The organism is Streptomyces luteogriseus (assembly GCF_014205055.1).
Classification (GTDB): domain Bacteria; phylum Actinomycetota; class Actinomycetes; order Streptomycetales; family Streptomycetaceae; genus Streptomyces; species Streptomyces luteogriseus.
Map to the genome: position 1 here is coordinate 1273873 of NZ_JACHMS010000001.1, position 18872 is coordinate 1292744.

At 71.6% G+C, this 18872-nt stretch carries 14 protein-coding genes; all 14 read right to left on the reverse strand.

Going from position 1 to position 18872, the window contains the following annotated elements; all coding sequences use genetic code 11:
• Positions 1–2 precede the first annotated feature (2 nt).
• The 14 genes from BJ965_RS05870 to BJ965_RS05935 all read right to left on the reverse strand — a co-directional run bounded on the left by BJ965_RS05870 (position 3) and on the right by BJ965_RS05935 (position 18700).
• Positions 3–944, reverse strand: a complete 942-nt coding sequence (locus tag BJ965_RS05870) for a TatD family hydrolase (protein WP_246545842.1) — start codon at positions 942–944, stop codon at positions 3–5.
• Complete coding sequence (locus BJ965_RS05875; RefSeq protein ID WP_376777901.1) at positions 944–1918, reverse strand: EboA domain-containing protein; 975 nt, start codon at positions 1916–1918, stop codon at positions 944–946. The genes BJ965_RS05870 and BJ965_RS05875 overlap by 1 nt, the downstream gene beginning before the upstream one ends.
• Positions 1915–3120, reverse strand: coding sequence for a sugar phosphate isomerase/epimerase family protein (locus tag BJ965_RS05880; protein ID WP_246545843.1), 1206 nt, complete (start codon positions 3118–3120; stop codon positions 1915–1917). The genes BJ965_RS05875 and BJ965_RS05880 overlap by 4 nt, the downstream gene beginning before the upstream one ends.
• Complete coding sequence (locus tag BJ965_RS05885) at positions 3117–4157, reverse strand: SCO3242 family prenyltransferase (RefSeq protein WP_313666732.1); 1041 nt, start codon at positions 4155–4157, stop codon at positions 3117–3119. The genes BJ965_RS05880 and BJ965_RS05885 overlap by 4 nt, the downstream gene beginning before the upstream one ends.
• Positions 4154–5386 (reverse strand): inositol-3-phosphate synthase, encoded by a 1233-nt coding sequence (locus BJ965_RS05890; protein ID WP_184907697.1) that lies wholly within the window; start codon positions 5384–5386, stop codon positions 4154–4156. The genes BJ965_RS05885 and BJ965_RS05890 overlap by 4 nt, the downstream gene beginning before the upstream one ends.
• An 84-nt stretch (positions 5387–5470) precedes the next feature.
• The gene (locus BJ965_RS05895) at positions 5471–9193 is read right to left on the reverse strand and encodes a ThuA domain-containing protein (RefSeq protein WP_184907698.1); all 3723 of its coding nucleotides are present in this window, start codon (positions 9191–9193) and stop codon (positions 5471–5473) included.
• A gap of 262 nt (positions 9194–9455) precedes the next feature.
• Positions 9456–10454, reverse strand: coding sequence for a sugar phosphate isomerase/epimerase family protein (locus BJ965_RS05900; RefSeq protein WP_184907699.1), 999 nt, complete (start codon positions 10452–10454; stop codon positions 9456–9458).
• 13 nt (positions 10455–10467) lie between these two features.
• A complete protein-coding gene (locus BJ965_RS05905; protein WP_184907700.1) occupies positions 10468–11679 on the reverse strand; it encodes a Gfo/Idh/MocA family protein in 1212 nt (403 codons plus the stop codon).
• A gap of 55 nt (positions 11680–11734) precedes the next feature.
• Positions 11735–12781, reverse strand: coding sequence for a substrate-binding domain-containing protein (locus BJ965_RS05910; RefSeq protein ID WP_031105329.1), 1047 nt, complete (start codon positions 12779–12781; stop codon positions 11735–11737).
• Between the two features lie 49 nt (positions 12782–12830).
• Positions 12831–13850 carry an ABC transporter permease gene (locus BJ965_RS05915; RefSeq protein ID WP_184907701.1) on the reverse strand — a complete coding sequence of 340 codons (1020 nt, stop codon included), beginning with the start codon at positions 13848–13850 and terminating at the stop codon, positions 12831–12833.
• Positions 13847–15364 carry a sugar ABC transporter ATP-binding protein gene (locus tag BJ965_RS05920; RefSeq protein WP_184907702.1) on the reverse strand — a complete coding sequence of 506 codons (1518 nt, stop codon included), beginning with the start codon at positions 15362–15364 and terminating at the stop codon, positions 13847–13849. Before BJ965_RS05920 ends, BJ965_RS05915 begins: the two co-directional genes overlap by 4 nt.
• 118 nt (positions 15365–15482) lie before the next feature.
• Positions 15483–16664, reverse strand: a complete 1182-nt coding sequence (locus BJ965_RS05925; RefSeq protein ID WP_030843648.1) for an ROK family transcriptional regulator — start codon at positions 16662–16664, stop codon at positions 15483–15485.
• 263 nt (positions 16665–16927) lie between these two features.
• The gene (locus tag BJ965_RS05930) at positions 16928–17605 is read right to left on the reverse strand and encodes a GntR family transcriptional regulator (protein ID WP_184907703.1); all 678 of its coding nucleotides are present in this window, start codon (positions 17603–17605) and stop codon (positions 16928–16930) included.
• A 156-nt stretch (positions 17606–17761) separates the two neighbouring features.
• The gene (locus BJ965_RS05935) at positions 17762–18700 is read right to left on the reverse strand and encodes a beta-ketoacyl-ACP synthase III (protein ID WP_184907704.1); all 939 of its coding nucleotides are present in this window, start codon (positions 18698–18700) and stop codon (positions 17762–17764) included.
• Positions 18701–18872: the final 172 nt, after the last annotated feature.

Genomic DNA, 18872 nt, shown 5'->3' on the forward strand with positions numbered 1-18872 from the left:
GATCACGCCTCCGCGGCGGGCACGGGGGCCGGCCTGCCCGCGCCGGTGTTTGGCTCGTGCGGATCCTTCGGGGCGGTGTCCGGCTCGTGCGGATCCTTCGGGGCGCCGCGGAGGACGGAGTTGCCCTCGTGGGTGGCCCCTGTGCCGGTGACGTCGAGGTTCAGGCGGCCACTGAGCCCGTAGAAGGCGACGGGGTTGCGCCACAGCACCTGGTCGACGTCGTCCTCGTCGAAGCCCTCGGCCAGCATCAGGTCGCCGACCTTGCGCGTCTTGAGGGGGTCGCTCTTTCCCCAGTCGGCGGCGGAGTTCACCAGGACCTGCTCGGTGCCGTAGGCGCGCAGGAGGGCGACCATGCGCTCCTCGTCCATCTTGGTGTCGGGATAGACGGAGAAGCCCAGCCAGCAGCCGCTGTCCCTGGCCTCCTTGACGGTCGTCTCGTTGAGGTGGTCGACCAGGACCCGCTCCGGGGCCAGTGCGGACTCCCGGACGACGTCGAGAGTGCGGCGCAGCCCGGCGAGTTTGTCGCGGTGCGGGGTGTGCACCAGGGCGGGCAGGCCGTGGTCGGCGGCGAGCTGGAGCTGCGCGGCGAGGGCGGTGTCCTCGGCCGGAGTCATGGAGTCGTAGCCGATCTCCCCCACCGCCACGACGTTGTCCTTGACGAGATACCGGGGCAGCTCGTCGAGGACGGGCAGGCAGCGCGGGTCGTTGGCCTCCTTGGGGTTGAGGGCGATCGTGCAGTGGTGGGCGATGCCGTACTGGGCGGCGCGGAAGGGCTCCCAGCCGAGGAGGGCGTCGAAGTAGTCGCGGAAGGAGGCGGGCGAGGTGCGCGGCTGGCCGAGCCAGAAGGACGGCTCGACGACGGCGCGGACACCGGCGGCGTACATGGCCTCGTAGTCGTCGGTGGTCCGGGACGTCATGTGTATGTGGGGGTCGAAGATGCGCATCAGGACTCCTTGCCGTGGGGGTGGTCCGTGACGGGGGCCGGGGTGACGCACTCGGACTCGGTCAGCTCCAGGACGCGGTGCAGATCCTCGGGGACGGTGCGGCCGGCGGCGGTGCGTTCGGCGGCGTGGTCGCCCAGCATCCGGGCGAGTTCGCCGTCGCCCGCCGCGCGCCGGGACAGGTCCGCCACGTGGTCGACCGGCACGCCGGTGAACAGGCACTTCAGCACGGCGTGCCGCCAGGCGTGAGCGGTCAGGTGCCGGGCGGCGTAGGGGCCGACGGCGGCGCTGAGGAGCCGGGTGTCGTTGGTGCGCAGGGCGTCCTCGACCAGCGGGAGCGCGCCCGGGCCGGACACGAGGTGCGGCAGGGCATGCAGAACGGCACGGCGCTCGTCGGCGGTGCCCTGGAAGTACACCCGGGTCAGGGCGTCGGTGCCGGCGTGGGCCGCGGCCAGGATGAGGACGCGTGCGACGTCGGCGTGCGCGGCACCGCAGCGCCGGCCGGCTTCGGCGAGACGCAGTTCCCACACGGAGATGGGCCCGTGGATGCCGGGGTGGGCGGCGGCCTCGTCGAGGGCTTGGTCGAGCCAGCTGCGGGCGGCCGGGTCGAGGTGGGAGGCGAGGCGGCGGCGGAGGTCGGCGAGCGAGGGGGTGGGGGCGGTGTCCTGGGTGGGAAGGCGGGTGGGGGCGGGGGTAGGGGTGCAGGTGCGGGCGTCGCCCGGGTCCTGGGTGCGCGGGTCGGTGTCCTTGGGGTTCTGGGCGCCCTGGGGGCTCCGGGCGGCGTCCTCAAGGCCCTCGGCGCTCCGGCTGCTCCGGGTGGCGTCCTCAAGGCCCTGGGCACCCCGGCTGCTCCGGGTGGCGTCCTCAAGGCCCTGGGCACCCCGGCTGCTCCGGGTGGCGTCCTCAAGGCCCTGGACGTCCCGGGTGTTCTGGGTCTTCTCGGTTCTCGCCGCTGGTGTGGGGCGGGGACGGGTCATCCGGTGCTGCTCCCCTCAGGGGTGGCGGAGGGAGCGCCGTGGGGTGGCGCGGCCTGCTGGAGGGCCGGAGCGGGGACGGGCGGCACGGTGGCCACGGTCCGCTCGGCGTGGCGGAGGAACGGGAGGGAGTGCGCGGCGAAGTGCGGGCCGGCGTGGGAGTGGCGGGGCAGTTCGACGACGGTCAGCCCCTGGTAGCCGGTGGCGGCGAGGGCCGCCAGGACGGGTGGGAAGTCGATCTCCCCGTCCCCGAAGGGGAGGTGCTCGTGCACGCCGCGCCGCATGTCCTCGATCTGGACGTGCCGCAACCAGGGGGCGGCGGCGCGCACGCAATCGGCGGGAGAAAGGGGTTCGAGGCACTGGCAGTGGCCGATGTCCAGGGTGAGGCCGAGGGGTTCGGGGTCGCCGAGGGCGCTGCGGAGCCGGTGGAAGTCGGCCAGGGCGGCGAGGAGGTGGCCGGGCTCGGGTTCGACGGCGAGCGGGATGCCCGCGGAGGCGGCGACGTCCAGGACGGGAGTCAGGGTCTCGGCGAGGCGTTTCCATGCGGTGTCCGTGTCGGTGCCTTCCGGGACGACACCGCTGAAGCAGTGCACCGCGTGGGCGCCGAGGTCGGCGGCGACCCGGACGGCCCGGACGAGGAGGTCGGCGCGGCGGGCTCGGTCGTCCGGGTCCGGGTCCAGGAGGGACGGGCCGTGCTTGCGGCGCGGGTCCAGGACGTAGCGGGCGCCCGTCTCGATGGTGACGCCCAGCCCGAGCGCGTCCAGTCGGTGCGCGACCCGGCGGGTGCGGCCGGCGAGGTCGGGCGCGAGAGGGTCGAGGTGCATGTGGTCGAGGGTCAGTCCGACGCCGTCGTAACCGAGGTCGGCGAGGAGGAAGAGGGCGTCGTCGAGCCGGAGGTCGGCGAGACCGTTGGTGCCGTAGCCGAAGCGGAGGGGAGGGAGGGCGCCGGGCTGGGCGAGGGAAGCGCTGGGTGAGGCGTCGGGCCGGGCGGGGGAAGCGCTGGATGAGGCGCCGGGCTGGGCGAGGCAAGCGCTGGGCGAGGCGTCGGGCCGGGCGGGGGCGGCGCTGAGCGAGGTGGCCGGCTCGGCGTCGGGGGCCGGTGAGTTCGTGGCATGGCTCTTCGGAGCTTGGCTCTTCGGGGCATGGCTCGTCGGGGCATGGCTCCTCGGGGCATGGCTCCTCGGGGCATGGGCATCGGCGCTCATGTGACGCTCACCTTCTTCGCGAACCGGGCTCCGAAGGGGGCGAGCGCGGCGATGAGAAGTGCCGTGGCCGTGCCCCGGGAGCGGGCGGTGAGGGCGGCCTGGAGGGGGATGGTGGCGCGGATGCCGGCGCCGACGGCGCGCTGGATGAGGGGCGGTGAGGGGTTCAGGGTGGCGTGGAAGGAGGGGCGGGCGGTCGTCGCGGCGTACGCGGCCGTGAGGGCGGTGGTGAGCAGCGCTCCGGAGTCCTGCCCCGGGAACCGGTCGGCACGGAGACCTGCCGGCCTGCGCCCGGCTGCAGGCCGGCGGCCTCTCGTCGGCCCCCCGGAGCTGCGGCGCGTCACCAGTCGGGTCAGCAGGGCCGTGGTCGCGAGGGCGGCAAGGGGTGGCAGGGGTGAGCCGCCCTGGGCCTCCTGGCGGGAGACCGTGGTGACGGCCAGGGTGTGGGTGCCGAGGAGGGCGGCGGAGGGCAGGGCCGGGCGGGTGGTGCCGCTCGTGGCCGCGGCTCCCAGGAGCAGGTCGAGGCCGCGTGCCGCGCCCATGGCCACGGGCCCGGCGGGCGTGTGCTTCAGACCGAGGTCGTACGCCCAGACGGTCGCCGCGAGGGGCGCGGCGACGGCTAGGGCCGGGCGGCCCGCCCTCGCGGCCAGGGCCAGCCCGGCTCCGGTGAGGGCGCAGGCCGCCGTGAGGGCGGCGGCCGGCCGGATGCGACCGGAGGGCAGGGGGCGGTGCGGGCGTTCGACGGCGTCCACGTCGCGGTCGGCCCAGTCGTTGAGGGCCATGCCGGCCTCGTAGAGGCAGAGGGAGGAGGCGATGGCGAGCAGGGTGCGGGTGTTGGGGGACGCGCCGGTTGCGGCCGTGCCGGCCAGGGCGTCACCGGGGACGCTGAAGAGGGCGGGCAGGCGCAGGAGTTCGGCCCAGGCGCGTCCCCGGTGCGAGCGGCCGGGGCATGGGCAGGGAGGAGTGTCACCGGCAGTGACCCGAGCAGCGGCGGTGGGCGGCTCGTCGGGGCATCCGCAAGGGCTTTCGCGCAGCGTCACCGTGCTTCTCCCGTCGCCTCGGGGCCGCTCACCGACCCCGCGTCACGGCCCACGCCCTCGCCTTGCCCCTCGCCGTCTCCCTGACCTTCGCCCAGGCCTTCTCCCTCACCCCGCCCCAGGCTCCGCCCGAACCGGACCAGTTCCTCGTACTGCTCGGACAACCCCGAGGGCCCCTCCCCCACCGGGTCCTTGAAGTAGAAGCCGAGCGCGCCGAGGGGACCGGACAGCTCTGCCTCGTGGGAGCGGGCGGTCAAGCGGACCAGGTCGAGGACCAGAGGTGCCGCGAGGGCCGAGTCGCAGCCCTGCCAGATGGTCTGGAGGATCATGCGGGTGCCGAGGAAGCCGTCGAAGGCGATGTGGTCCCAGGCGGTCTTCCAGTCGCCGAGGGCCGGGACGTCGTCGATGTGGACCTCGCCCTCGGGGACGGTGCCGAGGGTATCGGCCAGGACCCGTTCCTTTCCGGCGTTCTTCGCCGCGGCGGCGGCCGGGTCGGCGAGGGCAGCGCCGTCACCACCGCCCAGCAGGTTCGTGCCGGACCAGGCCCGGACGCTCAGCGCCCGTTGCGCGAACATCGGGCCCAGCACGGCCCGCAGCAGCGTCTGGCCGGTCTTGCCGTCCCGGCCGGCGTGCGGCAGGCCGCTGCGCTCGGCCTCGGCGGCGGCGACGGGGTGGTGCATGCCCTCGGAAGGGGTGAAATTGACGTAGGGGCAGCCCGCGCGCAGGGCGGCCAGGGCGTAGAGGGTGCTGGCCGGCAGGGGTGCGTCGGGCCCGTGGGAGGCGGGTTCGGTGGAGGCGACGTTCACGACCACGGCCCGCTCCAGTTGGTGGCGGTGGACGAAGTCGCGTATGTCGGCGGCGAAGGCCGTGATCAGTTCGGCCTGGCTCCTGGTGCCGCCGGGCGTGGGGCCGCCGGGCCTGATCTCGAGGTCCGCGGCGGTGAGTTCGGCGGTGACGGCGGTGGCGACGCCGGGTGGGAGGACGCCGCCGGCGGTCAGGGTCTCGGCGCGTTTGGGCAGCGGGCAGTCGAGGGTGTCATGGCCGCCGAAGACGAGGTCGGACAGCGCGGGCAGACCGCTGCCGGTGAAGGCCGGTGTTTCGGTGACCATGCCGGTGGGCGGGTGCAGTCCCGCGGCTACGGCGGCGCAGCCGGTGACGACGGTGGTGGCGACGGAGCCTCGGGCTCCGATCAGCCACACCCCCACACGCGGTCGGGAGAGGGACGCGGACATGGGCAGCCTCCTGATCGTGCGCGAGCCCCTGGGGGAGGTGAGGAGACGGCGGGCGGGGGTCCGGCGTCCCCCGCCCGCCGCCGTTCAGTCGCCCTGGACGGGCAGTTCCTTCAACTGGATGTTGCGGAAGGAGACCTGGTCATCGGCACCATGGTTCTGGAGGCCGATGTAGCCGTCGGCCAGGCTCCGCTGGGGGTCCTTGTTGGTGAAGTCGTTGATCTTGACTCCGTTGAGGAACACCTGGAGGCGTTCGCCCCGGACCTTGATCTCGTAGGAGTTCCACTGGCCGGGCGGCCGCAGAACCTGGTCACGGGCCTTGATGTCGGCCGACTTGAACGAGTAGACGGAGCCCGTGGTGCGGTCGGCCGCGTCCGTGGCGTCGATCTGGATCTCGTAGCCCTTGTTCACCGCGGACCAGGGGTCGTCGGAGGCGGGGAAGCCCACGAAGATCCCGGAGTTGTCGTCGCCCCGCATCTTCCAGTCGAGCTTCAGCGAGTACGACTTCAGCTCCTTGGGCTGGTACCAGAGCAGACCCATGCCGCCCTCGGACTCCATCACGCCATCCTTGACGACGAACTTGCCGGGGCCGGCCTGCTTCCAGCCGTCCAGGGTCTGGCCGTTGAAGATCTTCCGGTAGTCCTTGCTCGGCTTGCAGTCCGCCTTCACCTGGCCGGTGGCGTACTGAAGGCCGCCGAGCAGGTGGGCGCGGAAGGCCTCGTCGGCGTAGGACTCCTTGGTGTGGCCACCGCCGGTGTAGAAGGAGCGGCCGCCGCCGTAGCTCTGGCACCAGGCGATCGGGTGGTCGCCCTTCATGGTGCCGCCCTGGTAGGTGGTCTCGTCCAGGGTGGCGAGGACCTTGGCCTGCTCACGGGGGTTGGTGCGGTAGTTGTACCACTCGTCGGTGCGCTCCCAGGCGTCGTCCAGGTGCGCGGTGGACGGGTGGTCGTGGTCCTCGACGCGGACGGTGGCCTTCTGGATGGCCGGGTGCGAGTCGAAGTAGGCGCCGACGAGGCCGCCGTAGAACGACCAGTCGTACTCGGTGTCCGCGGCCGCGTGGATGCCCATGTATCCGCCGCCGCCCGCAACGTAGTTCTCGAACGCCTTCTGCTGCTCGGCGTCGAGGACGTCACCGGTGGTGGACAGGAAGGCCACGGCGTCGTACTTGGCGAGGTTGGCCGTGGTGAACTGCTTGGCCTCCTCCGTCGCGTCGACCGTGATGCCGGCCGGGCCGCCGAGTTCCTTCAGGGCGGTGATGCCCGCGGGGATGGAGTCGTGGCGGAAGCCGGCGGTCTTGGAGAAGACCAGGACCTTCTTGCCGCCCTTGAACGGCGTCTTGGAGAACTCGAAGTCGTCCACGTCGTAGAGCGCGCCCTCGCCGCCCTTGAAGACCAGGTAGATGTCGGTGGTCTTCTTCGGCAGCGACCGCAGCGGCACGTCGACGTTCTGGAACGTCTCCCAGCCGCCGGTCGGCGGGATGTAGGCCGAGCCGTGCAGGGGTCCTTCGGGCGAGCCGGTGCGCAGTTCGATGAAGCCGCCCGCGCCGCCGGAGGACGCCCGTACGGTCATCTTCTTCTGCCCGTCGAACCGGTAGGGGGAGAAGGAGATCCAATCGCCGTCGTTGATGTCGCCGACGGTCTTGCCGCCGTTGGCGCCGGTCTTGTCGATGACCGACACACCCGACTGGGTGGTGAAGTGCTCACCCTGGCGGTGCACCGGCTGGAGCACGGTGCGGGCGGTGCCGGTCAGCGCCTCCTGGCCGTTGGCCCCGCCGTCGGTGTAACTCGCGCCGACGACACCGTAGATGTTGGCGTTGGGGTCGTGGCCGCCGTCACCGGGGGGCGGTGTCAGGGTGCCCTCGCAGCCCATCTCGCTGGTCAGCTCGTGGGCGTGGGAGTCGTGGCCGAGGCTGTAGGAGACCTTGACCTTGGAGCAGTCGACCGTCTCCTCGGGGTCGGTGACGGTCACCTTGAAGGGGACGGGTTTGCCGAACTCGGCCAGGGTGCCGTTGCCCGGGACGTCGATGCGCACCTTGGGTTCGGTGTTGCCGACGACGATCCGGACGCTGGCGTTGCCGGTGTTGCCCTCGGGGTCCTTGGCGGTGAAGGTGGCGCTGTAGGTGCCGACCTTCTTGTACCGGTGGGTGGGGTTGAGGCCCTCGCCCTTGGTGCCGTCGCCGAAGTCCCAGCTGTAGGTGAGGTTCGGGGAGTCGGCGTCCTTTGCGGAGGCGGTGAACTTCACCTTCAGGCCGGCCGCGCCGGACGTCTTGTCGGCGCTGACCTCGGCGATCGGGGAGAAGCCGTCCTCGGCGTTCTCGATCCGGTACAGCGCGGAGTCCTTGTCGCCCTGGAACCAGGAGAGGCCGTAGTCGAGGACGTAGAGCGCGCCGTCGGGGCCGAACTCCATGTCCATGATCTGGGTGCCGGTCCACGGGAAGTCGTTGATCTTCGCGACGGAGCCGTCCGCGTTCTGCTCGATGCGCTTGATCCACCGGCGGCCGAACTCACCGGCGAAGAAGTCGCCGTCGTAGGCCTCCGGGAACTTCACGCTGGATTCGAGCGCGGGGTCGTAGCGGTAGACCGGGCCGCCCATCGGGGACTCGGAGCCACTGCCGAACTCGGGCAAGGAGCCGCCGTCGTACGGGATCCAGGCGGCCTGCGCGGGCGGGAGGTCGGTCAGGCCCGTGTTGTACGGCGAGGTGTTCTTCGGGGCGTCGCAGTCGAACGTCTCGCCGGACTCCTTGGTGGCGAAGTCGTAGTCGACGTAGGGGTCGTTGTCGCCGGTGCAGAAGGGCCACCCGAAGTTGGCGGCCTTGGTCACCTTGGCGAACTCCACCTGACCGCCCGGGCCGCGCTTGGGGTCGGCGGCGCCGGCGTCGGGGCCGTAGTCGCCGACGTAGACGGTGCCGGTCTTGTCGTCGACGCTCATCCGGAACGGGTTGCGGAAGCCCATCGCGTAGATCTCGGGGCGGGTCTTCTCGGTGCCCGGGGCGAAGAGGTTGCCCTCCGGGACGGTGTAGGAGCCGTCCTCGGCCACCTTGATGCGCAGGATCTTGCCGCGCAGGTCGTTGGTGTTGCCGGCGCTGCGACGGGCGTCGAAGGCCGGGTTGCGGTTCGGCCGGTCGTCGATCGGTGTGTAGCCGTCGGAGGCGAAGGGGTTGGTGTCGTCGCCGGTCGACAGGTACAGGTTGCCGTCGGCGTCGAAGTCGATGTCGCCGCCGACGTGGCAGCAGGTGCCACGGGACGCCGCGACGTCGATGACCTTCTTCTCGCTGGCCGTGTTCAGTGTGCCGTTGGCGTTCAGGGTGAAGCGGGAAAGGCGGTTGACGCCGTCGAACTTCTTGAAGTCCTCGGCCGTTCCGGTCTCCGGCGCGTCGCCCACGGGGGTGTCGAGCGGCGGGGCGTAGTAGAGGTAGATCGCCCGGTTGTTCTTGAAGTCCGGGTCGATGCCGACGCCTTGGAGGCCCTCCTCGTCGTGGTTGTAGACGTCGAGCTTGCCGGCGACCTTGGTGACGCCGCCCTGGTCGGTGAGGCGCAGCGTGCCGTCGCGCGAGGTGTGCAGGACGCTGCGATCGGGGAGCACGGCGAGCGACATCGGCTCGCCCATCTCGGGTTCGCCCTTGGCGAGCGGCACCTGCTGGAACTGCCCCTCGGCGGCGGCCGGTTCGTCGTGCTCCGGGTGGCCGGGGTGGGCGCCGGCGACGGTGGCCGGGGTGCCGACGGCGAGGAGCAGTCCGGTGAACAGGGCGACGGTGGTGCGAAGCCCGGGACGCCTGGGGGTGGCGGTGCTTCTGGGTCTGGTTCTGTGCACGAAGTCCCTCCGGGAACGGGGTGGGCCGTACGGGGTGGGTGCGAAGCGTGCGGTGCGGGCGCCGGGGTGCGCCGTCACCCCGGAGGTGCGTGTGTCCTGAACACATCAAGGACGGTAACCGTGTCCGTGCGGGGCGAACACCCCTCGCGACAGACTCGGCCGGACTTTCTCCCAGCACGGGACAAAGCAGTATCCGTGCAGGTCGGAGGGGGGACCGGCGGTGCTGCCGGTCCCCGTCCCCGACCTGCGCCGGGAGCGTGGTTCAGCTGTTGAACGCGGCGTCGAAGGACGCGCTGGGCGGCTCGAAGTCGAAGGCCTTGAGCCGCGTCAGGGCCTCGGGAGCACCCTGGAGGCGGTCCATGCCGGCGTCCTCCCATTCGACCGAGACGGGGCCTTGGTAGTCGATGGAGCGCAGCATGCGGAAGACGTCCTCCCAGGGGACGTCGCCGTGCCCGGCGGAGACGAAGTCCCAGCCGCGCCGCGGGTCGCCCCAGGGCAGGTGGGAGCCGAGCCGGCCGTTGCGTCCGTCGAGGCGCTTGCGGGCCTCCTTGCAGTCGACGTGGTAGATCCGGTCACGGAAGTCCCAGAGGAAGCCCACCGGGTCGAGGTCCTGCCACACGAAGTGGGAGGGGTCGAAGTTGAGGCCGAAGGCGGGGCGCCGGCCGACCGCTTCCAACGCGCGGGCCGTCGTCCAGTAGTCGTAGGCGATCTCGCCGGGGTGGACCTCGTGCGCGAACCGCACGCCCTCGGCGTCGAAGACGTCCAGGATCGGGTTCCAGCGGTCGGCGAAGTCCTGGTACCCCCGCTCGATCATGGCCTCGGGGGCGGGCGGGAACATGGCGACCAGGTGCCAGATGGCGGAGCCGGTGAACCCGATGACGGTGTTCACTCCGAAGGCGGCCGCGGCTCGTGCGGTGTCCTTCATGCGTTCCGCGGCTCGCCGGCGGACCCCTTCCGGATCTCCGTCGCCCCAGACCGCTTCCGGGACGATCGCCTGGTGGCGCTCGTCGATGATGGCGTCACAGACGGCCTGACCGACCAGGTGGTTGGAGATCGCCCAGCACTTGAGGCCGTACTTGTCGAGGAGCTGGTGCCTCGACTCCACGTAGGAGGGATCGGCCAGCGCCTTGTCGACTTCGAAGTGGTCGCCCCAGCAGGCGAGTTCGAGTCCGTCGTAGCCGAAGTCGCGGGCCAGGCGGCAGACCTCCTCCAGGGGCAGGTCCGCCCATTGGCCGGTGAACAGGGTGAAGGTGCGCGGCATCCTCGTGGCCTCCTCAGACCGCGATGGGCGTGTAGACGGAGTTCTTCTCGGCGCTCTCCTCGACCGCCGCGAGCACGCGCTGCACCTGCAGCCCGTCGGCGAAGGAGGGTTCGGGGCGGCGGCCCTCGGCGATGGCGTGGACGAGGTCGCGGGCCTGGTGGACGAAGGTGTGTTCGTAGCCGAGGCCGTGGCCCGGCGGCCACCAGGCGTCCAGGTAGGGGTGGTCGGGTTCGGTGACCAGGATCCGGCGGAAACCGGCCTCCGCGCCGGGCTCGGTGGCGTCGTGGAAGGACAGCTCGTTCAGCCGCTCCAGGTCGAAGGCGAGCGAGCCGCGCTCCCCGTTGAGCTCGATGCGCAGGGCGTTCTTGCGGCCGGTGGCGTAGCGGGTGGCCTCGAACGAGGCGAGGGCGCCGGAGGGGAAGCGCGCCGTGAACAGCGCGGCGTCGTCCACGGTGACCTGGCCGGTGCCGGCGGAGGTGACGGCGGACAGGCCGCTGGTCGCGCCAGTGGGCAGGGGCCGTTCCCGTACGAACGTCTCCGTCACCGCCGAGACACCTGCCAGCGGCTCCCCCACCAGGTACTGCGCGAGGTCGACGATATGCGCGCCCAGGTCGCCGAGCGAGCCCGAGCCGGCCTGTTCCCTGCGCAGCCGCCAGGTCAGCGGGAACCGGGGGTCGACCAGCCAGTCCTGGAGGTACGTCACGCGCACGTGTCGCAGCCTGCCCAGGCGGCCCTCGGCGACCATGCGGCGGGCCTGGGCGGTGGCGGGAACCCGGCGGTAGTTGAAGCCGACCATCGCCACCTGGCCGCGGGCGTGGGCCTCTTCGGCCGCCAGTGCCATCGAGGTGGCTTCCTCTACGGTGTTGGCGAGGGGCTTCTCGCACAGGACGTGCTTGCCCGCCGCCAGGGCGGCCAGGGCGATCTCGGCATGGCTGTCGCCGGGGGTGCAGATGTCGACCAGGTCGATGTCGTCCCGTTCGACGAGGGCCCGCCAGTCGGTCTCGGTCGAGGCCCAGCCGTGCCGGTCGGCCGCCGCGCGGACGGCGGCGGCGTCCCGGCCGCAGATCACGGCCTGCACGGGGTTCAGTGGCAGGTCGAAGACGTGGCCCGCGGTGCGCCAGCCCTGGGAGTGGGCGGCGCCCATGAAGGCGTAGCCCACCATCCCCACGCGCAGGGGTGGCTTCCCTGCCTCGGTCCCTTCTGACTCCGCTTGCGGCTGTCCCATACGGGTGTCCTCCTCGTCCTGGTCGGGGTGGCGCACGTGGGGGGTGCGGGGCGGCTCACTTGAAGCCGGTGGACATGTACTGGTCGATGTTGGTCTTGTCGACGACGGCCGAGTAGAGCGTCAGCGACGACGGGATCTCGAACTCGGCGAGCCCCCCGATGCCCTTGCTCTGGCCGAGGGCACGGGCCAGGTCGATCGCGGAGGCGGCCATGGTCGGCGGGTACAGCACGGTCGCCTTGAGGACGCCGTCGTCCTGCTTGATGGCCTGGAACGCCGAGAGCGCCCCTGCGCCGCCGACCATCAGGAAGTCGTCGCGCCCGGCCTGCTCGATGGCGCGCAGCGCGCCCACGCCCTGGTCGTCGTCGTGGTTCCACAGCGCGTCGAACTTCGACTGGGCCTGGAGCAGCTGGGCCATCTTGGCCTGGCCGGACTCGACGGTGAACTCGGCGGCCTGCCGGGCGACCTTCTTGATGTTGGGGTAGTTCTTCAGAGCGTCGTCGAAGCCCTGGGTGCGCTGCTTGGTGAGCTCCAGGTTGTCCAGGCCGGCCAGTTCGATGACGCGGGCGCCGGACTTGCCCTTGAGCTTCTCGCCGATGTAGTGCCCTGCGTTGAGGCCCATGCCGTAGTTGTCGCCGCCGATCCAGCAGCGGTAGGCCTGCGGGGTGTTGAAGATGCGGTCGAGGTTGACGACGGGGATGCCGGCCCGCATCGCCTTCAGGCCGACCTGGGTGAGGGCCTTGCCGTCGGCTGGCAGCACGACCAGGACGTCGACCTTCTTGTTGATGAGGGTCTCGATCTGGCCGATCTGCTGGGCGGTGTCGTTGGAGCCCTCGGTGATCTCCAGGGTGACGTCGGAGTACTTCTCGGCGCGGCTCTTGGCGTTGTCGTTGATGGCGTTGAGCCAGCCGTGGTCGGCCTGCGGTCCGGCGAAGCCGATGGTGACCTGCTTGCCGGGCTTGTCGTCGGCGGCCGGCTGGTCGTTGCCGGCCGGCTCGTCCTTGGAGTCGGAGGGCTCGTTGCTCGTGCACCCCGTGAGGAGGGCACCGGCGGAGACGGCGGCGGCCCCGAAGAGCAGCCCTCTGCGGCTCGTGATCTCGGTCATGGCGGGGGAACCTTTCCTCAGGTCGTGCCAAGCGGGGGCGGTACGGCTTTCAGGTCGTGCTCGCGGTACGGCGCTGGACCAGCACGGCGGCGACGATGATCGCGCCCTTGGCGATCTGCTGGACGTCGCTCTGCAGGTTGTTCAGGGCGAAGATGTTGGTGATCGTGGTGAAGATCAGGACGCCGAGGACGGAGCCGGTGATGGTGCCCCGGCCGCCGGTGAGGAGGGTGCCGCCGATGATCGCGGCGGCGATGGCGTCGAGTTCGTAGAGGTTGCCGTTGGTGTTCTGGCCGGAGCCGGCCAGGACGATCAACAGGAAGGCGGCGATGCCGCAGCACAGCCCGGACAGCAGGTAGAGGTAGAGCCGCTGGCGGCGGACGTCGATACCGGCGAGCCGGGCGGCCTCCGGGTTGCCGCCGACGGCGACCGTGCGGCGTCCGAAGGTGGTGCGGTTGAGCACCAGCCAGCCGATGACCGTGACGACGGCGAACACCATGACCAGGGGCGGGATGCCGAGGACGTAGGCGTCGCGCTCCCCCAGGTCGAGGACGGACGGCACGGTGACGATCTGCGTCCTGCCGTCGGTGATCTGGAGGGAGAGGCCGCGGGCCGAGGCCAGCATGGCGAGGGTGGCGATGAACGGCACCATCGCGCCGTAGGCGATGAGGACGCCGTTGACCAGGCCGCACCCGACTCCGACGATCACCGCGGTGAAGAGGATGCCGGCGAAGCCGTACTCCTGCGTGGCGACGGTGGTGGCCCACACGGAGGCGAGGGCGACGATCGCGCCGACCGACAGGTCGATGCCGCCGGAGACGATGACGAAGGTCATGCCGACGGTGACGACCCCGATCACCGAGGCCTGGGTGAGGACGAGTTGCAGATTGCGGGTGTCGAGGAACTCGTCGGGCTTGGTGATGCCGCCGATGACGATCAGCACGGCGAGCACGCCGAGCAGGGACAGCGTGCGGACATCGGCGCGGATCAGCAGGCCGCGCCAGGCGGGGGGCCGGACCGGGGGCACCTTGTCGGTGCTGCTGTCCAGCGGCGGGGAGACGGGCTGCGTCATGACGCCGGGCTTCCTTCCATGACCAGGTCGAGTACGCGGTGTTCGTCGAGCTCGCGGGCGGGTGCCGTGTGGACGACACGGCCCTCGCGCAGCACCAGCACACGGTCGGCGAGGCCGAGCACCTCGGGCACCTCGCTGGAGACCAGCAGGACGGCGAGGCCCTCGTCGGCGAGCCGGCGGATGACCGCGTAGAGCTCGGCACGGGCGCCGACGTCGACGCCGCGGGTGGGTTCGTCGAGCAGCAGCACCTTGCAGCCGCGCAGCAGCCAGCGGGCCAGGACGGCCTTCTGCTGGTTGCCGCCGGACAGGGTGCGCACGGGCACGGACGGGTTGTCCGGCCGGAGCGACAGTTCGCGGGTCGCGGCCCGGGCGGCACCGAGTTCGGCGCCCCGGTCGATCCAGCCGCCGCGCGAGAAGCGGGACATGGAGGAGACCGACACGTTGCGGGTGACGGACTCCAGCATCAGCAGGGCCTGCGCCTTGCGCTCCTCGGGGGCGAGGCCGAGTCCGGCCCGGACGGCGGCCCGTACGCTGCCCGGCTTCAGTGCCTTTCCGTCGACCAGCACCTGACCGGCCGTCGGTTTACGGGCACCGTAGACGGTCTCCAGGATCTCCGAGCGGCCCGAGCCGACGAGTCCGGCGAGGCCGACGATCTCGCCGGGCCGCACCTCGAGGTCGAGCGTCTCGAACTCCCCCTGCCGGGAGAGCCCTTGGACCTTGAGCACGGGTTCCGCACGCGGCGGGGCGACGGGCCGGTCCGGGAAGACGTACTCGACGTTGCGTCCGGTCATCAAGGCGACGACCTCGCGGGTCGGGGTCGACTTCGCGGGGAGCCCGCCCGCGACGGCCCGGCCGTCCTTCAGCACCGTCACCCGGTCGCCGATGCGGCGGATCTCCTCCAGGCGGTGCGAGATGTAGACGACGGCGACTCCGGCGGCGGTGAGGTCGCCGACGATGCGGAAGAGGTTGTCCACCTCGTCCGGGTCGAGGGCGGCGGACGGTTCGTCCATCACGATGAGCCGCACGTCGTGGGAGAGCGCCCGCGCCATGGACACGATCTGCTGCTGAGCCGCCGACAGTTCACCGACCAGCCGGGCCGGGTCGATCTCCGCATGCCCGAGTCGCTTCAGCAGAGCGGCCGTTGACGCCTTGGCCGTCTTCCCTCGTACGACGAAACCGGCGGCGGTCGGCTCATGTCCCAGGTGTACGTTCTCGGCGACCGACAGATGCTCCACCAGGTCGAGTTCCTGGTAGATGGTGGCGATGCCGAGGCGCATGGCGGCGATCGGCGAGCGCAGCGTCACCTCCTCGCCGCGCCAGCGGATGGTCCCCGTGTCGGGCTGGTGGGCGCCGGCCAGCACCTTGATGAGGGTGGACTTGCCGGCCCCGTTCTGGCCGAGCAGGCAGTGCACCTCACCGGCCTGGACGTCGAGGTCGACGCCGTCGAGGGCCCGGACTCCGGGGAAGGACTTGGTGATGCCGGACATGCTGAGCAGCGGTGGTTCTGGTGCCATGCGGATTCCCCCTGGCGGGCGGGCCGGTGTCAGGGCGCTTGTCGAACAGGCGTGTTCAGGGCAGGGCAGGCAGAGCGGGGCAGGGCGCTGTGCTGATGAGCCGTGCTGTCGAGACGGACTACGCGGGTGAGAACAGGTGGTCGCTGATGAGCCGGGCCCCGCCGATGACTCCGGCGGTGGGACCGAGTTCGCCCAGGACGATGGGCAGGTTGCCGGTCGCCAGCGGCAGCGACTGGCGGTAGACCTGGGTACGGATCGCGGCGAGCAGGGTGTGGCCGAGGCCGGTCACCCCGCCGCCGATCACCACCAGGCCGGGGTTGAAGAAACTGACCAGGCCGGCGATGACCTGGCCGGTGCGGTTGCCGCCCTCGCGGATCAGATCGAGGGAAGCGGCGTCACCGGCGGAGGCCGCCGCGGCCACGTCGACGGCGCTGAGGCCGCCGTTCGTCTCCAGCCGCGATGCCAGTTCGGCCGAAAGTCCCTGCTGGGCGGCCTCCGTGGCGTCACGGGCCAGGGCGGCCCCGCTGAAGTGGGCCTCCAGGCAGCCGCGGTTGCCGCAGGCACAGGGGCGGCCGTCGGGGACGGCCTGGATGTGCCCGATGTCGCCGGCGCTGCCCGTCGTACCGCGGTAGACCTCACCGCCGACGACGATGCCGCAACCGATGCCGGTGCCGATCTTGACGCAGAGGAAGTCGGCGACGGTGCGGGCAACGCCCGCGTGCTGCTCCCCCATCGCCATCAGGTTCACGTCGTTGTCGACCATGACAGGGCAGCCGAGTTCCTGGCTGAGCGCCTCCCGCACGGGGAAGCCGTCCCAGCCCGGCATGATCGGCGGGGCCACCGGGATGCCCTCGGGGAAGCGGACCGGGCCCGGGACGCCGATGCCGGCGCCGTCGAACCCCTCCGCGAGCCCGGAGGCCCGCAGTTTCGCGGCCATGGCCAGGACCTGCTCGAAGACCGCGACGGGGCCTTCGCGCACGTCCATGGGCTGGTTGAGGTGCCCGAGGGTCTCCAACTCGGCGTTGGTGACGGCGACGTCGACCGAGGTCGCGCCGATGTCCACGCCGAGGAAGCGCAGTTCGGGGTTGAGCCGGATGTTGTGGGAGCGGCGGCCACCGCGCGAGGCGGCGAGTCCGTCGGCCACCACCAGCCCCGTCTCCAGCAGCCGGTCCACCTCCACGGCCAGCTTGGACCGCGAGAGATCGACCTGGTCGCCCAGCTGGGCACGGGAGTTGGGACCGCCGTCACGCAGCAGCTTGAGCAGCCGGGCCTGGTGGGCGTTCGCGGGTCGCGCGGTCATACGTCTCACGAGCCCCTCCCCGCCTGATCGGCCTGTGCGCGCCGGTTTTCCGCCACCTCGGTGGCTTGCTTTCGGAGGGAACGTAGCAGCGGCTGCCGGGAGTGGGAAGAAGTCGCGCAGGAATTGCCCCCCACTTTTTCCACTCACAGGACAAAGCGGTGGCGACGGGTGCCACACCTCGCAGCCGGACACGGTGGCGCCACGAAGCCCCGGAGCTACGGGAGAACAGGAGCCCCGGAGCTACGGGAGCTACGAGCTACGAGCTACGAGCGGGAACGCGCGTGGTACGACCGGCGCGTGTGCTCGGTGTGTGCGCGCATCAGCTGGGTGGCACGCTGTTCGTCCCGGTCGGAGACCGCCGCGATCAACTCCCGGTGCTCGATCCAGGACTGGTGACCGCGCCGACGGGCCACAGGCGTGTAGTACCAGCGCACCCGCCGGTCGACCTGGGCGGCGAGTTCGGCGAGGACCGCGTTGCCGGCGAGCTCCATGATCTTGGCGTGGAATCGGGCGTTCATGGCGACGGCCCCGTCCACGTCGTCGGCCTCGACGGCCTTCTCGCCCTCGGCGCACAGCGATTCCAGGGCGGCGATGCCCGCGCTGTCGGCGTTGGCCGCCGCGAGCCGGGCGGCCTCGGCCTCCAGCAGCGTACGGACCGTGAGGAGCTGGTCGGCCTCCTCCTCCGTCGGCTCGTGCACGAACGCGCCCTGCGCGGGCCGCAGATCGACCCACCCCTCGGTGTTGAGCCGTTGCAGCGCCTCACGCACCGGCTGCCGGGAGACCCCGAGATGCCCGGCGAGTTCACTCTCGACGAGATGCTGGCCGGGCTGGAGCGCACGGGTGGTGATGAGTTCGAGCAGTGCCTCGTAGACACGGTCGCGCAGCGGACCCGGGCGTTCCAGCTTGGGTACCGCCCCCTGGGGCAGGCCTGTCGACAGCATCGCGGTCCCCCTCCTCGGCAGGGCCGTGCACAGCGCGGCGCGAGCCGGTATCGCCGCAGAATCAGTATTGATTGTCTTTCGTCTACAGTCTACGGCGCACAAGAGCCAGGCTTTCGGGGAGTTGACCCCGTCACACCACGAGGGACCGAGCCGCGCTCAGGGGCAGCGCACGACCTGCCCCGCGTACGACAGGTTTCCGCCGAAGCCGAACAGCAGCACCGGGTCGCCCGTGGTCAGCGCCCCCTGCTCGACCAGCTTCGAGAAGGCCAGCGGGATGCTCGCGGCCGAGGTGTTGCCGGACTCGGTGACATCGCGTGCGACGACGGCGTTGACGGCGCCGATCTTCTGCGCGAGGGGCTCGATGATGCGCAGGTTCGCCTGGTGCAGCACCACTCCGGCGAGGTCGGCCGGCTCCAGCCCCGCCCGCTCACAGGCCTTGCGCGCGATGGGCGGCAGCTGTGTGGTGGCCCAGCGGTAGACGCTCTGCCCTTCCTGGGCGAAGCGCGGCGGGGTGCCCTCGATGCGCACCGCGTTGCCCATCTCGGGCACCGAGCCCCACAGCACCGGACCGATCGCCGGCTCGTCGGCGGCCTCCACCACCGCGGCCCCGGCCCCGTCCCCCACCAGCACGCAGGTGGTGCGGTCGCTCCAGTCGGTCACCTCGGACATCTTGTCGGCCCCGATGACCAGCACCCGGCTCGCGCCCCCCGCGCGGACGGCGTGGTCGGCGGTGGCCAGGGCGTGGGTGAAGCCCGCGCACACCACGTTGAGGTCCATGGTGGCGGCCTGCGGGATGCCCAGGCGGGCCGCGGCCCTGGCCGCCATGTTGGGCGAGCGGTCGACCGCCGTGGAGGTGGCGACCAGCACCAGGTCGATGTCCGCCGGGGTCAGTCCGGCGGCGGCGAGGGCCTTGGCGGCGGCATGGGCGGCCAGCTCGTCGACCGGCTCGTCGGGCCCGGCGATGTGACGCGTACGGATGCCCACCCGGCTCCTGATCCACTCGTCACTGGTGTCCACCAGGCTTGCCAGATCCTCGTTGGTGAGGACCTTGGCGGGCTGATAGTGGCCGACGGCGGCGATGCGCGAGCCGTTCATTGGGTGGATCCCCCTCGTTGCCTTGGGTAGCGGATCCACCAGTCTGATCAGTGACTCACGAGTACGACGGCAGCCAAGGCGACAGGAAACGAGCGCCGGGGTTGTCAGCTTCGGTCAGGAGCCCGGACGCCCGGACACCTGTCGAATGCCCACCCGGCGCCGCCGGCTCCCG

What these genes read in the sequence shown, in the direction of transcription:
- BJ965_RS05870 (WP_246545842.1), bottom strand. Translation starts at nt 944, where the DNA reads ATGCGCATCTTCGACCCCCACATACACATGACGTCCCGGACCACCGAC.
- BJ965_RS05875 (WP_376777901.1), bottom strand. Translation starts at nt 1,918, where the DNA reads ATGACCCGTCCCCGCCCCACACCAGCGGCGAGAACCGAGAAGACCCAG.
- BJ965_RS05880 (WP_246545843.1), bottom strand. Translation starts at nt 3,120, where the DNA reads ATGAGCGCCGATGCCCATGCCCCGAGGAGCCATGCCCCGAGGAGCCAT.
- BJ965_RS05890 (WP_184907697.1), bottom strand. Translation starts at nt 5,386, where the DNA reads ATGTCCGCGTCCCTCTCCCGACCGCGTGTGGGGGTGTGGCTGATCGGA.
- BJ965_RS05900 (WP_184907699.1), bottom strand. Translation starts at nt 10,454, where the DNA reads ATGCCGCGCACCTTCACCCTGTTCACCGGCCAATGGGCGGACCTGCCC.
- BJ965_RS05905 (WP_184907700.1), bottom strand. Translation starts at nt 11,679, where the DNA reads ATGGGACAGCCGCAAGCGGAGTCAGAAGGGACCGAGGCAGGGAAGCCA.
- BJ965_RS05910 (WP_031105329.1), bottom strand. Translation starts at nt 12,781, where the DNA reads ATGACCGAGATCACGAGCCGCAGAGGGCTGCTCTTCGGGGCCGCCGCC.
- BJ965_RS05915 (WP_184907701.1), bottom strand. Translation starts at nt 13,850, where the DNA reads ATGACGCAGCCCGTCTCCCCGCCGCTGGACAGCAGCACCGACAAGGTG.
- BJ965_RS05920 (WP_184907702.1), bottom strand. Translation starts at nt 15,364, where the DNA reads ATGGCACCAGAACCACCGCTGCTCAGCATGTCCGGCATCACCAAGTCC.
- BJ965_RS05925 (WP_030843648.1), bottom strand. Translation starts at nt 16,664, where the DNA reads ATGACCGCGCGACCCGCGAACGCCCACCAGGCCCGGCTGCTCAAGCTG.
- BJ965_RS05930 (WP_184907703.1), bottom strand. Translation starts at nt 17,605, where the DNA reads ATGCTGTCGACAGGCCTGCCCCAGGGGGCGGTACCCAAGCTGGAACGC.
- BJ965_RS05935 (WP_184907704.1), bottom strand. Translation starts at nt 18,700, where the DNA reads ATGAACGGCTCGCGCATCGCCGCCGTCGGCCACTATCAGCCCGCCAAG.